Raw genomic sequence first — 13,217 nt, forward strand, 5'->3', positions numbered from 1 at the left:
GATATCCGGCATCATCCAATCAGCGCGAACTTGTCCACATCCACCATTCCCATGTCCGAAATCTTCAGGTGTGGGATGACGGGCAGCGGCAGGAAGGCGAGTTGGAGGAAGGGTTCTTCCAGCGTGGCGCCGAGGGCGAAGGCGGCCTTGCGGAGATGATGGAGCGTGTCGCGGACGATCTCGTAAGGCTCGAGGCTCATCAGGCCGGCGACGGGCAGGGCGATTTCGCCGGTGACTTTGCCATCCTCGACGACGACGAAGCCGCCCTTGATTTCGCCGAGGCGGTTTGCGGCGCGCGCCATGTCGTCCTCGTTGACGCCGACGACGCAGATATTGTGGCTGTCATGGCCGACAGTGGAGGCGATCGCGCCCTTCTTCAGGCCGAAGCCCTGGACGAAACCGTTCGCATGGTTGCCGTTCTTGCCGTGGCGCTCGATGACGGCGACCTTGATGATGTCATTGGTGAGGTCGACCGTCGTCTCATTGCCCTTGACCGGCAGCCGGTAGCGGCGGTGCTCGGTGATGATCTTGCCCGGCATGACGCCGATCACCGATGTTTCGCCCTCTCTAGCGGGCACGCCGAAATGGGCGGCGTTGACAGGCCTTGCCTTGACGCTGTCGAGGCCGATCGGGGCAACCGGTTTGCGCGTGGAAAAGAGTGCGTCGGTGACGCGGCGGCCGGCTGCGAAGACCATCTCGGCACGGCAGTTTGCCAGGCTGTCGAGAACGACCAGATCGGCCCGCCAGCCCGGCGCCACCAGGCCGCGGTCCCTGAGGCCGAAGGCGCGGGCGGCCGAGATCGAGGCGGCGCGATAAATTGCCAGGGGCTCGACACCGGCTGCGATCGCCGTGCGGATCATGTGATCGAGATGGCCCTGTTCGACAATGTCGAGCGGATTGCGGTCGTCGGTGCAGAGCGCGAGGTAGGGTGAAAGCCGCTCGGTGATGATGGGGATCAAAGCGGCGAGATCCTTGGAGACCGAGCCTTCGCGCACGAGGATGTGCATGCCCTTGCGGATCTTTTCCAGCGCTTCGGCAGCACTCGTGCATTCATGCTCGGTGCGGATGCCGGCTGCGAGATAGCCGTTGAGATCGTTGCCGGAAAGAAGCGGGGCGTGGCCGTCTATATGGCCGCCCTGAAAGGCGTCGAGCTTTGCCATGCAGACGGGATCCTTGTGGATCACCCCGGGAAAATTCATGAATTCGGCAAGGCCGATGACTTTCGGATGGTCGCGGTAGGGCAGGAGGCTTTCGATCGGCAGGTCGGCGCCGGAGGTTTCGAGATGTGTGGCGGGTACGCAGGAGGAGAGCTGGACGCGGATATCCATGATCGTTTCCAGCGCCGAAGCGAGGAAAAACTCGATACCTTCCTTGCCAAGCACATTGGCGATTTCATGCGGATCGCAGATCGCGGTAGTGACGCCGTAGGGCAGGACGCAGCGGTCGAATTCGTGTGGCGTCACCAGCGAGGATTCGATGTGCAGATGCGTATCGATGAAGCCGGGAACGACTGTTCTGCCCGAGATATCGATTTCGGTCTCGCCCTCGTAATTGCCCGACGTGCCGACGATGCGGTCGGCGCCGATGGCGATGTCGGAGCGGACGAGTTCACCTGTGACGAGATCGAAGAAGCTGCCGCCCTTCAACACGATGTCGGCGGGGATACGGCCCACACCTTGGTCTATGAGACGTTCGAGTCTGCTGGTCATGGCTTCGCTCACATTGCAACCGATTCCGAAGTTATAACCGATCTGCGGCGACATGCGATGGCTACAAACGCAACCGGGCGCCTTGCGGCGCCCGATCTCTGTCTCTGCGTCGCGGCTTACTCGGCAGCGACGATCTTGCCGCCTTCCCACTTGTAGAGCGAGAAGCTCTGCGAGGTGAGGTCGCCGGTTTCGCCGTAGGTGAGCTTGCCGATGGCGGTCGGGATCTCCATGCCGCCCTTCAACGCGGCCGCGACGGCTTCCGCATCTTCGGCGCTGCCGGCCTTTTCGATGCCGACTTTCAGAACTTCGACGGCGGCAAAGGCGTTCAGCGTGAAGGCTTCGGCCGGGATGTTCTTGGCGGTGAGCGCATCGGCGGCAGTCTTGGAATCCGGGCTCTTGGTGGCGTCGGACGCATTGGTGAACAGCGTGCCTGCTGCCGCATCCGTGCCGATGGCCCAGAATTCGGTGTTGGAGAGGCCGTCGCCGCCGATGATCATCGCGTTGGCGGCGAGGTCATGCAGCTGGCGGGCGAGCAGGCCGCCTTCCGGGTGGTAGCCGCCGAAATAGACGATATCGATCTTCTCGGACTTGATGCGGGTGGTGAGCGCGCTGAAATCCTTGTCGCCTGGGGTAATCGCATCATTGACGACTTCGGTGATGCCGCCGGCATTCAGCGTCGCCTTGAAGGCGTCGGCGAGGCCCTTGCCGTAAGCGCCCTTGTCATTAACGATGGCGACACGCTTGTCCTTGAAATTCTTCAGCACGTATTTGGCGGCGACTTCGGCCTGCTGGTCGTCGCGGCCGCAGGTGCGCAGCACGTTGGTGAGGCCGCGCTTGGTGAGATCGGGAGCCGTCGCGGTCGGAGTGACCATCAGCACGCCGTTTTCAGCCAGAACGTCCGAAACGGGGATGGCGACGCCCGACGTCACCGGGCCGACGACGAAGCGGATGCCGTCGCCGACGACCTTGTTGGCGGCGGAAACGCCCTGTTTCGGTTCGCCGGCATCGTCGGCCAGTTCGAGGACGACCTTCTCGCCGAGAATGCCGCCCTTCTTGTTGATCTCGTCGACGGCGGTCTGGGCGCCGTTCTTCACCTGGTCGCCATAGGCCGCGACGGGGCCGGTCAGCGGTGCGATCAGGCCGATGGTGATATCGGCATGGGCAAGCGGAGCAAAGGCGAGTGACGCGACGAGGGCCGCCGTCAATGTCTTGAGGGTCATTGTCTGTCTCCTTGGATGGGGTCGTCCGACCCACGATGAAGCGCCGCGCCGGCTTTTCTGGATCGTTCAACGGCCTCCGGGCCGTGCCAAGGACGATCGGTATCGGCGCGATCAAATGCGCCCTCCGGCCATATTTGGCTCGGACGGGTGCAATGGCTAGATTTCTAGGAATTTTGGTGAGATTCCGCAAGATGATAACAAAATGAAAGGAGAATCGAGGCGATCCAGCTCGAAATCGTGAAAAATCGCCGATCTTTGGAGGATGTTGAACCCGTATCGGCACGGTGCGCCGATGAACCCTACGGTTCGCGCTGCAGCTCTCCTGGCATTTCCGACCACCGAATTCTGTCTGAGATTAACACTTGATTCTACCAATTAGGGTAGAACCATTGATTGCGCCTATATATTGCTGCGATGCAAAAGAATGGTCGACATTTAACAGAGAGATATTTCAGGAACAGAGATCTGGATGCTCAAGCGTATCGAAGCCAGACAGGTGCGCACCGGAATGTTTGTAGAGGCGATCGAGGGTGCCTGGCAGGATCCTCTTCTGTCCAAGCGAAGATTTCTCCTGCGTCGTGAAGTTGATGCCCAGAAGCTTCGCAGGAGCGGCATTGAAGCTGTGATCATCAACACCAGCAGAGGGGTCGACCTTAACGGCCTGTCAGGTGGCAATACCGAGATCGACACCAAGGCGGCACGCGAGACCATTCAGAAATCGATGCAGGTGCTGGAAGGTGTTTTCGGTCGGCTCCAGCACGGCGATGGGATCAGCGTCGATCAGGTGGCGCCGGTGATTTCCTCGGTCTCCAAGTCGCTGGATCAGAATCCGACTGTCTTTCTCAGCGTTACGCGGCTGAAATCCAAAGACGAAACGACGTTCCTGCATTCCATTTCCGTGAGTGCGCTGATGATCCTCTTCAGTCGTCATCTCGGGCTCGACGAGGCGACCGTGCAGATGCTCGGCACGGCAGGATTGCTGCACGACGTCGGCAAGCTCGAAATTCCGCTCGAGGTCCTCAACAAGGAAGGCCCCCTGGACGAGAACGAGATCAAGATGATCCGCGATCATCCTGAAAAAGGCCACGCGATCCTGTCGCGCCAGGAAGGCATGTCGGAAATCGTTCTCGACGTCTGCCTCAACCATCATGAGCGTCTCGACGGCAAGGGCTATCCCCGCAAACTTTCCGAGACGCAGGTCAGCTTCCACGCACGTCTTGCTGCGATCTGCGACGTCTATGACGCCGTCACCTCGGTGCGGCCGTACAGGGCGCCATGGAATGCGAGCCAAGCATTGAAATGGATGCTTGGCAGCGAAGGCCATTTCGATCGCCGGCTCTTGAAGAAATTCGCCCTCTGCCTTTCCGTTGCTGCGGTGGGCTGAGCTCTATTCGGCTTTGCGACAAGGGCCCGCGTGGACTTGCAGGGCCTGCGCGTCTTTTCAAACACGCAAGCCCTGATGCCGGAAGCTTTTGAGTTTTCTCAGATGTTGTTCTGCAGGATGGTCCGCAGCTTGCCGAAGAGCTCGTCGATATGCTGCTTCTCGATGATCAGCGGCGGGGAGAGCGCGATGATATCGCCGGTGGTGCGGATCAGGAGGCCGCTTTCATAGGCTTTCAGGAAGGCAGTGAAGGCGCGCTTGGTGGGTTCGCCGGCAATGGGATCGAGTTCGATCGCGCCGATCAGGCCGGTATTTCTGATGTCGATGACATTGGGGCAATCCTTCAGCGAGTGCAGCGCATCGGCCCAGTAGTCGGAAAGCTCGGCTGCGCGGGTGAGCAGGCCTTCTTCCTTGTAGGTGTCGAGCGTGGCGAGGGCGGCGGCGGAAGCGATCGGGTTGCCGGAATAGGTATAGCCGTGGAAAAACTCGATCATGTGCTCCGGCCCGTTCATGAAGGCATCATGAATCTCGGAGGTGACGAAGACGGCGCCCATTGGGATAACGCCGTTGGTCAGGCCCTTGGCGGCGGTGATCATGTCGGGCTTGACGTCATAATATTGCGCGGCGAAGGGGGCGCCGAGGCGGCCGAAGCCGGTGATGACCTCGTCGAAGATCAGAAGGATGCCGTGCTTGGTGCAGATGTCGCGCAGCTTCTGCAGGTAACCCTTCGGCGGGATCAGCACGCCGGTCGAGCCGGCCACAGGCTCGACGATGACGGCGGCGATGGTGGAGGCGTCATGCAGCGTGACGATACGCTCCAGCTCGGTCGCGATATCGCCGCCGTGCTCGGGCTCGCCGCGGGTGAAGTTGTTCTTGCCCGGCTGGTGGGTGTGCGGCATGTGATCGACGCCGGTCAGAAGCGTGCCGAACATCTTGCGGTTGCTGACGATGCCGCCGACCGAGATGCCGCCGAAATTGACGCCGTGATAGCCGCGCTCGCGGCCGATCAGGCGGAAGCGTGAACCATTGCCCTTCACGCGGTGATAGGCGAGCGCCACCTTGAGCGCGGTCTCCACTGATTCGGAGCCGGAATTGGTGTAGAGAACGTGGTTCAGGCCTTCCGGCGCGATATCGATCAGGCGGTTTGCCAATTCGAAGGCCTTGGGGTGGCCGAGCTGGAAGGCGGGCGCGTAATCGAGTTCGCCGGCCTGCTCGCGGATCGCCTCGGTGATCTTCGGGCGGCAGTGGCCGGCATTGACGCACCAGAGGCCCGCGGTGCCGTCCAGCACCTGGCGGCCGTCATGCGTCGTATAATACATGTCCTTGGCGCCGACGAACAAACGCGGCTCCTTCTTGAACTGCCGGTTAGCCGTAAACGGCATCCAGAAGGCGCGAAGATCGTTCGGTGCATTGAGGCGATTGGACATGCTGTTCTCCTGGCCGCCGACGGCCGGTTCCCGGGCTTTACGCCCATATTTTTACTATCCGGTCAAATTATCAGGGCTTCCCGACGCGTCAACGGGAAAAGTCCCGAAAGCTGCTCTGAGGACCTGCAGGCGCGGGCCGCCCGTCATCAATCCTTCGCCTCGCCTTGCTACAAAAAGCGATGGCCTGCGGGCGCAATGGCATTTTCATCAATCCACTGAAATCAAACGATATTTCGACCGGAGATACTCATGTCTGACCGTCAGAAGACAAGAGCGCGGCCCACCGCGCGCCGCGCATTCGCGCCGAGTTACGGCGCCATTCTCGAAGAGGGCGTTCGCCGCCGCAGCGTGCTCAAGGGCTTCCTCGCCGCCATGGGTGCTGCGGCACTTGCGCCGGCGCTTGGAACTTCGCGCGCGGAGGCAATCGATTCCAGTCTGACATTTCCCGAACTCAAGCGCGTGCGCGATGCCGCCGACCATTGGCCTGAGGGTTATGAGCGCCAGATCCTGGCGCGCTGGGGCGACGGCCTGTTCCCCGACAGTCCGGAATTCGATATCGCCACGCTTGATGGCAAGGCCGCCGAGCGGCAGTTCGGCTACAACAACGATTTCACGCAGTTCCTGCCGCTGCCCTGGGGCGAGAAGAGCTCCGATCATGGGTTGATGGTCGTCAGCCACGAATATGCGAAGCCCTTCCTGATGTTTCCCGGCCTGACGAAGGAGGACTACCGCGGGAAGCTGACGGACAACCAGATCCGCGCCATCATGGCTGCCCTCGGCGTCTCGATCTTCGAGGTGAAGAAGACGGACGGCCAGTGGGCGATCGTCAAGGACGGCAAGTACAATCGGCGCATCCATATGAGTACCGAGATCGGCATCTCGGGCCCGGCCGCCGGCGACGAGCGCCTGAAGACCAAGGCCGATCCGAGCGGCACCCTCGTCTTCGGCACGGTTTCGAACTGCAATGGCGGCATCACTCCCTGGGGCACGATGCTGTCGGGCGAGGAAGGCGCGATGGACGCCTTCGCCGGCGACTACAAGACGCTGACGAACCAGGAACTGGTCGAGCGCCAGGGCTGGGATGAGGATGAGAACGACATCTACTCCGTCAGCCGCGTCGAGCCGCGCTTCAAGTTCGAGGAAGAGCCGAACGAATGGATGCGTTTCGATTGGGTGGTCGAGATCGATCCGTTCGACCCTTCTGCAAAGCCCATCAAGCGTACCTCGCTCGGCCGCATGACGCATGAGGGCGCGCAGTGTTGTGTCGCTCCCGACAGCCGGGTGGTGGTGTTCATGGGCGATGACGACGATTTCGAATATATCTACCGTTTCGTCACCCGCGATCCCTGGAACCCGAATGATCGCGCTGCCAACAAGGATCTGCTCGACCACGGCACGCTTGCCGTCGCCAAGTTCGAAAGCGACGGCACGATGGCCTGGATCCCGCTGATTGCGGGCGCGGGGCCGCTGACGGCGGAAGCCGGCTTCAAGAGCCAGGCCGACGTCGTGCTGGCGACGCGCGCCGCAGCCGACCTTGTGGGCGCGACGCCGATGGATGGGCCGGAAGGCTTCATTCCGCATCTGGGCACCGGCAAGCTGTATGTCGCCATGACCGAGAACGAGGACAGGCTGCCGAAGGGCGAGGGCGGCGACGAGAAGGAGATGGTCAACATCGCCAATCCGCGCGGCCCCAACCCGCACGGCCACCTTTTGGAGCTTACCGCACCCGGCGGTCCCGAAAAGCCGGAGTATGCGGCTGCCAGCTTCAAGTGGGACGTCTTCATTCTCTGCGGCGATCCCGCCAAACCCGAGGACCAGGCGATGTTTCATCCGGCCACGACGTCGGCCGGCTGGTTCACCGACCCCGACAATCTCGCCGTCGATCCGGCCGGCCGCCTCTGGGTCACCACCGATGGTCCGCCGCCGGAAGGCATCGCTGATTCCGTCTATGTCATGGATACCGAAGGCCCGGGCCGGGCGCTGCCGAAGCTGTTCTATATCGCGCCGGTCGGCTCGGAAACCTGTTCGCCGACCTTCACCTCGGACGGCAGCAGCGTCTTCCTCTCCGTCCAGCACCCAGGTGAACTCAGGATGGCCGATAACGAGGATGCGACCTCGATGGAAGATGCCGGTACCAACTGGCCGGATTTCAAGCCCGGCATGCCCGCCCGTCCGTCGCTGGTGGTGCTGAGCCGCGCCAATAACGGTGTTGTCGGGAGTAAAATTGCGCCGACAGGAGCGGAAAAGGCGGCTGGCTTCCAATAGGCACGACCGGCAAATCGCGAGATCTGCCGGTCGTGCCATTAAGGTTCTGGTGCTGAAATATCGTTGCCGCGCCTCCGGGAACATCCCCTTACAGCGCGATGTCGGCTGACAGTCATGTCAGCGCTATCATTATCAGGCCGCGGATCTATTCCTGCTCTGGACGAGGTAGATGTCTTCGAGCGTCGCTAGGATCTTCATGACCGGCTCGGAGCTGCTGGAATAGTAGATCGTCTGTGCGTCCCGGCGGGTCTTGACGAGCTTTTGAGCACGCAGCTTCGACAGGTGCTGGGAGAGCGCCGACTGGCTGAGGCCGACTTGTGTCGCGAGCACGCCGACGGCCACTTCACCCTTCACGAGGCTGCACAGGATCAGCAATCTTTTCGGGTTGGCCATGGCCGATAATAACGCTGCCGCCACATTCGTGTGGTCGGCCAAATCAGAGGTTTCCATATGTTATCTTCCTAATGCGAAACGTACATCATCCGTGTTGGCACAGGCTGTCAGCCGGAGTTTCGACTGGGCGGCGAAAATTAGCAATTAGGCTCGAAGATTGTATATACCTAAATTTAAGGTATCGAGTATGCTATTTTAGATATGTTTGAACAAATGTGATCGGAATCCACAGCGAGGGTTTCGAATTCGTATCGCAGCAGAAAATCACCGGAAACGATATCAAAGCCCGCGGGATCGATACCGCAAATGCGCCAGGAACCCGATTCCGGTGCCCTTAGCCGCGTTGCGAGCCTCTCGGCTATGTCGGGGTGGCGCCCTATTAAATCTTGCACTGTTTCATCAGCTTTTGCGGCGACCTCCTCATTTGCCGGGGACTGGATGATGAGGTCGCGGCCTTCGAGCAGATAGGCACGGCCGAAGCCGCCATTGAGGCTTGCCTGTTCCGGTTCGAGGCGGAAGAAAAGGAAATCAGGAAAATCGATGTAAAGCTTTGCCTTCTCATGGCGATCGAGAAAACGCGTGCGGATGCGCTCGTACAGCACGTGGCCGCGCTCGATCGGTGTCGCCAGGCATTGGGTCGTCAGGCGGCCGTGGGCGAGGGGATCGCCCTTGCCGGGTTCACCTGTTAGCAGCGATGCGCGCGGGTCGCTCGTGAGCGCCTTAGTGTGGGCCGACAGCCTGGACACGAGAATGACGGGCGCGCCGTCGATATCGGTGGCGAGCAGGACGCGGCTTGCGAAGGGAAAGCCGGTCTCGGGATCGAGAACGGCAATCGCCGCGTACCTTGCTGAGCGCAGAAGTACGCGGGCGAGTTTTCGGGCCTCGTCGTCGGTTTCGCGTAAGGGGGAGGGCTGATCTTTCATATCCGCTTTGTGGCAAAGCGGAGTGAAAACATCAAGCATCCTCCTTGCGGCGATGGCGGGTGAGGCCGGCAATGACGTCCTGCGCCGTGATCGTGCCGATGACTGAGCCGTTCTCGACGATGCCGATGCTGCCCGGCTGGCGGGCGAGCACGTCGAGGATATCGACCAGCGGGGTTGCGGCGCGGGCCGTGGCGCTGACGCTCATGCCGGCGGCCGTCTGGCCGAGGCCAGGCTGCATGACGTCGGATGCGGTCAGCATGTTGATCGGATTGAGGTGCTGCACGAAGTCGGCGACGTACTGATCGGCAGGGTTCTTGACGATGTCGTGCGGCGTTCCGCACTGGATGATGCGGCCGCCCTCCATGATGGCGATGCGGTTGCCGATGCGGAAGGCCTCGTCGAGATCGTGACTGACGAAGAGAATGGTCTTCTTCAGCCGCCGCTGGAACTCCAGGAGCTCGTCCTGCAGGCGGGTGCGGATCAGCGGATCGAGTGCGGAGAAAGGCTCGTCCATGAGCAGGATCGGAGCGCCTGTGGCAAAGGCGCGGGCAAGGCCGACACGCTGCTGCATGCCGCCTGACAGCTCGTTGACCTTGCGTCCCGCCCATTTGGTCAGGTTGACGAGTTCGAGCTGTTCAGCGACGCGGACCTTGCGCTCGGCCTCCGGCATGCCGGCGAGCTCGAGGCCGAAGCCGACATTCTCGGCCACCGTGCGCCAGGGCAGGAGGGCGAATTGCTGGAACACCATGGAGACGGTGTGGGTGCGCAGGTCGCGCAGGGCCTTGGAGTTGCACTTGTATGGGTTGACGGAGCCGGTGGTCGTGGAGACCGCGACATCGCCGCGCACGACAGGGGCAAGCCCGTTGACGGCGCGCAGCAGCGTCGACTTGCCGGACCCGGACAGGCCCATCAGCACCAGGATCTCGCCTTCCTCGATCGTCAGCGAGGCATCGGCGACGCCGAGCACCAGGCCGGTGGCGGCGCCGATCTCGTCGCGCGTTTTGCCCTGGTCGACCATGGCAAGGGCTGTTTCCGGCCGGTCGCCGAAGATGATGCTGACATTGTTGAAGCTTACCGCGGTCATGCACCGTCTCCTTCACCCGCCGTGCGGAACATGCGGTCGAGAATGATCGCCAGGATGACGATGCAAAGACCGGCTTCGAAGCCTTTCGCAACATTGACGGTGTTCAGAGCGCGCACGACAGGCACGCCGAGACCATCGGCGCCGACGAGGGCGGCGATGACGACCATCGACAGCGACAGCATGATGGTCTGGGTGAGGCCTGCCATGATCTGCGGCGCGGCGAAGGGAAGCTCGACCTTGCGCAACACCTGCATCGGCCTGGCGCCGAAAGCGACCGCAGCTTCGACGAGGGAGGGCGGCGTCGAGATGATGCCGAGGCGAGTGAGCCGGATCGGGGCAGGGATCGCGAAGATGACGGTCGCGATCAGGCCCGGCACCATGCCGAGGCCGAACAGGATCAGCGCCGGGATCAGGTAGACGAATGTCGGAATGGTTTGCATCAGATCGAGCGCCGGGCGCATGGCGGAATAGATCCAGGCGCGGCGAGCCGCTGCAATCCCAAGCGGAATGCCGATCACCATACTGACGAACGTGGAGGCGAGCACGAGAGCGAGCGTCTCCGTCGTTTCCTTCCAGTAGCCCTGGTTCATGATGAGCAGCAGGCCAAGACAGGTAAAGAGGGTGACCGCGATCGACCGGCGCAGCCAAAAGGCGATGGCGGCGATGGCGGCGATGACGATCAGCGGGTGCGGCTTCTGCAGCACGAAGAGCAGGCCGTCGATGACGTGCGACAGCAGGGAGGCGAGCTGGTCGAAGAACCACGCGCCGTTCGAGGTGAGCCAATCCACGAAGGACTTGGCCCAGGGGCCGATGGGAATCTTAAAGTCGGTGATCCAATTCAAGGGGCGCGCCTATCCGAAAAAAATCAACAATGGACAAAATGAAACGGGGCGGCTCGCCGCCCCGTTCATATCATCAAAGGCCGAGGCCGGTCTTGGCGGCCGCCAGTGCGTCGCCCTTGCCGTCGCGGGTCTTGACGCCGGCGAGCCAGGGCTCGAGGGCGGAGGGGTTCGCCTTCAGCCATTCGGTGGCCGCAGCTTCCGGCTCCTTGCCGTCGTCGAGGATCTTGCCCATGATCTGGTTCTCCATCTGGAGGGAGAACGTCATGTTCTTCAGCATCGCGCCGACATTCGGGCAATCGGTGAGATAGCCGGCGCGGACGTTGGTGTAGACCTTGGCGCCGCCGAAATCGGGCCCAAAGATATCGTCACCGCCGGTGAGGTAGGTCAGCTTGAAGTTGGTGTTCATCGGATGCGGTTCCCAGCCGAGGAAGACAACGGGCTTGCCTGCCTTTTCAGCGCGGGCGACCTGGGCGAGCATGCCCTGTTCGGAGGATTCGACGACTTCCATATCCTTCATGCCGAAGGTGTTCTTTTCGATCATGTCCATGATCAGGCGGTTGCCGTCATTGCCGGGCTCGATGCCGTAGACCTTGCCGTCGAGATCGTCCTTGTGGGCGGCGACATCCTTGAAGTCCTTGATGCCGAGCTCCGCACCCTTGGCGTTGGTGGCGAGCGTGTACTTGGCGCCGACGAGATTAGGGCCGAAGGATTCGACCGACTTGTCGTCGAGGTAAGGACGGACATCCTTTTCCTGCGTCGGCATCCAGTTGCCGAGGAAGATGTCGATGTCCTTGTTCTTCAGCGAGGTGTAGGTGACCGGCACCGAGAGGACCTTGATGTCCGTCTGATAGCCGATGCTTTTCAGGACGACGGACGCGGTTGCGGTGGTGGCGGTGATATCAGTCCAGCCAACGTCCGAGAAATGGACCGTCGAGCAGCTGTCGGGATCGGCGGCGAATGCGGCGGTCGCAATGGAGAGGGCGGCAACGGCAGTCGCAGTGACAAATTTGAATGTGCTTGTTGTTTTCATTTTAGACTCCCAGTCTTTAAGTTCCCAAGCCAATCACCAATAACCCAGTTTGACAAGCGACCTCAGTGTGTTTGCGTCGTATCAACAGGTGCGATTGCGACGTCGGCGTGTTTTTGTCTTGCCCCCTGTTTTCCGGGGTTTTGGCGGTTTTCGAGCATGGATTCCTGTGATTATCGCCTTCATGGGGCTTTTCTTTGCCATTCCGAGCTTTCAATAAGCCGATTAAGGAGAAATCGGATGGCAAAACTCTATTTCAACTACTCGACGATGAACGCCGGCAAGTCGACGATGCTGCTGCAAGCCTCCTACAATTACCAGGAGCGCGGCATGCGCACGGTGCAGCTGATTGCCGCCTTCGACGAGCGCACCGGGCGGGGCATCATCGGCTCGCGGATCGGGCTGGAGGCGAGCGCCATTCCCTTCGAGCCGCACGAGGATCTGTTCCGGCTGATCGCGGGCTTGAGCGGCGAGGGAGCGCCGATTTCCTGCGTCTTCGTCGATGAGGCGCACTTCATGACCTCCGTCCATGTCTGGCAGCTCGCCCGTGTCGTCGACAGGCTCGGTATCCCCGTCATGGTTTACGGGCTCAGAACCGATTTCCAGGGCAAGCTGTTTCCGGCCTCGCAGGAGCTCCTGGCGATCGCCGACGAAATGCGCGAGGTGCGCACGATCTGCCATTGCGGGCGCAAGGCGACGATGGTGGTGCGGCTCGACGCGGAGGGAAAGGTGCTGCACGAAGGCGCGCAGATCGACGTCGGCGGCAACGAGAAATATGTTTCGCTCTGCCGCAGGCACTGGGACGATGCGATGAACGGCGCCTGGATCGCCGAGCCGGTCTGAAGCCGCCTGTTTCTTCGGCGTCGCAACCGATATAATGGAGCATGACGTCGTCCGAAAACCGCTCACACTTTTCGGCATCATGCTCTAGCTTAAGCGCAGGAGA

General features: G+C 61.3%; 11 protein-coding genes. 3 read left to right on the forward strand and 8 right to left on the reverse strand.

The features are described from left to right. Positions 1–11 precede the first annotated feature (11 nt). A complete protein-coding gene (gene ade, locus EFQ99_RS26145) occupies positions 12–1,709 on the reverse strand; it encodes an adenine deaminase (protein ID WP_126924118.1) in 1,698 nt (565 codons plus the stop codon). A gap of 116 nt (positions 1,710–1,825) precedes the next feature. Further along, positions 1,826–2,929 carry a branched-chain amino acid ABC transporter substrate-binding protein gene (locus EFQ99_RS26150; protein WP_126924119.1) on the reverse strand — a complete coding sequence of 368 codons (1,104 nt, stop codon included), beginning with the start codon at positions 2,927–2,929 and terminating at the stop codon, positions 1,826–1,828. Positions 2,930–3,398: 469 nt separating this feature from the next. On the opposite strand from EFQ99_RS26150, the gene EFQ99_RS26155 reads away from it, so the two are divergent. Further along, positions 3,399–4,313, forward strand: a complete 915-nt coding sequence (locus tag EFQ99_RS26155) for an HD-GYP domain-containing protein (RefSeq protein ID WP_126924120.1) — start codon at positions 3,399–3,401, stop codon at positions 4,311–4,313. Between the two features lie 98 nt (positions 4,314–4,411). On the opposite strand, the gene aptA is transcribed toward EFQ99_RS26155, so the two are convergent. Further along, the gene (aptA, locus tag EFQ99_RS26160) at positions 4,412–5,737 is read right to left on the reverse strand and encodes an omega-aminotransferase AptA (RefSeq protein WP_126924121.1); all 1,326 of its coding nucleotides are present in this window, start codon (positions 5,735–5,737) and stop codon (positions 4,412–4,414) included. Between the two features lie 249 nt (positions 5,738–5,986). Here aptA and EFQ99_RS26165 point away from each other — a divergent pair, with 249 nt between their 5' ends. Beyond that, positions 5,987–8,002, forward strand: coding sequence for a PhoX family protein (locus tag EFQ99_RS26165; RefSeq protein WP_126924122.1), 2,016 nt, complete (start codon positions 5,987–5,989; stop codon positions 8,000–8,002). 132 nt (positions 8,003–8,134) lie between these two features. On the opposite strand, the gene EFQ99_RS26170 is transcribed toward EFQ99_RS26165, so the two are convergent. From EFQ99_RS26170 to EFQ99_RS26190, 5 genes are all read right to left on the reverse strand, one after another. Then, the gene (locus EFQ99_RS26170) at positions 8,135–8,452 is read right to left on the reverse strand and encodes an ArsR/SmtB family transcription factor (protein WP_126924123.1); all 318 of its coding nucleotides are present in this window, start codon (positions 8,450–8,452) and stop codon (positions 8,135–8,137) included. A 116-nt stretch (positions 8,453–8,568) separates the two neighbouring features. Beyond that, positions 8,569–9,318 carry a HugZ family pyridoxamine 5'-phosphate oxidase gene (locus EFQ99_RS26175; RefSeq protein ID WP_126924124.1) on the reverse strand — a complete coding sequence of 250 codons (750 nt, stop codon included), beginning with the start codon at positions 9,316–9,318 and terminating at the stop codon, positions 8,569–8,571. A gap of 31 nt (positions 9,319–9,349) precedes the next feature. Beyond that, complete coding sequence (gene choV, locus EFQ99_RS26180) at positions 9,350–10,402, reverse strand: choline ABC transporter ATP-binding protein (RefSeq protein WP_126924125.1); 1,053 nt, start codon at positions 10,400–10,402, stop codon at positions 9,350–9,352. Continuing rightward, complete coding sequence (gene choW / locus EFQ99_RS26185; protein WP_126924126.1) at positions 10,399–11,244, reverse strand: choline ABC transporter permease subunit; 846 nt, start codon at positions 11,242–11,244, stop codon at positions 10,399–10,401. The genes choV and choW overlap by 4 nt, the downstream gene beginning before the upstream one ends. A gap of 73 nt (positions 11,245–11,317) precedes the next feature. Beyond that, the gene (locus EFQ99_RS26190; protein ID WP_126924127.1) at positions 11,318–12,274 is read right to left on the reverse strand and encodes a choline ABC transporter substrate-binding protein; all 957 of its coding nucleotides are present in this window, start codon (positions 12,272–12,274) and stop codon (positions 11,318–11,320) included. 237 nt (positions 12,275–12,511) lie between these two features. On the opposite strand from EFQ99_RS26190, the gene EFQ99_RS26195 reads away from it, so the two are divergent. Beyond that, positions 12,512–13,114, forward strand: coding sequence for a thymidine kinase (locus EFQ99_RS26195; protein WP_126924128.1), 603 nt, complete (start codon positions 12,512–12,514; stop codon positions 13,112–13,114). The last annotated feature ends 103 nt before the right edge of the window (positions 13,115–13,217 follow it).

The organism is Rhizobium vallis (genome assembly GCF_003985155.1).
GTDB classification, from domain to species: Bacteria; Pseudomonadota; Alphaproteobacteria; order Rhizobiales; family Rhizobiaceae; genus Rhizobium; species Rhizobium vallis.

Bases quoted from the DNA above. Each gene is read 5' to 3' on its own strand.
- EFQ99_RS26170 (WP_126924123.1), bottom strand. From the start codon at position 8,452: ATGGAAACCTCTGATTTGGCCGACCACACGAATGTGGCGGCAGCGTTA.
- ade (WP_126924118.1), bottom strand. From the start codon at position 1,709: ATGACCAGCAGACTCGAACGTCTCATAGACCAAGGTGTGGGCCGTATC.
- EFQ99_RS26195 (WP_126924128.1), top strand. From the start codon at position 12,512: ATGGCAAAACTCTATTTCAACTACTCGACGATGAACGCCGGCAAGTCG.
- EFQ99_RS26190 (WP_126924127.1), bottom strand. From the start codon at position 12,274: ATGAAAACAACAAGCACATTCAAATTTGTCACTGCGACTGCCGTTGCC.
- EFQ99_RS26165 (WP_126924122.1), top strand. From the start codon at position 5,987: ATGTCTGACCGTCAGAAGACAAGAGCGCGGCCCACCGCGCGCCGCGCA.
- EFQ99_RS26155 (WP_126924120.1), top strand. From the start codon at position 3,399: ATGCTCAAGCGTATCGAAGCCAGACAGGTGCGCACCGGAATGTTTGTA.
- choV (WP_126924125.1), bottom strand. From the start codon at position 10,402: ATGACCGCGGTAAGCTTCAACAATGTCAGCATCATCTTCGGCGACCGG.
- aptA (WP_126924121.1), bottom strand. From the start codon at position 5,737: ATGTCCAATCGCCTCAATGCACCGAACGATCTTCGCGCCTTCTGGATG.
- EFQ99_RS26175 (WP_126924124.1), bottom strand. From the start codon at position 9,318: ATGAAAGATCAGCCCTCCCCCTTACGCGAAACCGACGACGAGGCCCGA.
- EFQ99_RS26150 (WP_126924119.1), bottom strand. From the start codon at position 2,929: ATGACCCTCAAGACATTGACGGCGGCCCTCGTCGCGTCACTCGCCTTT.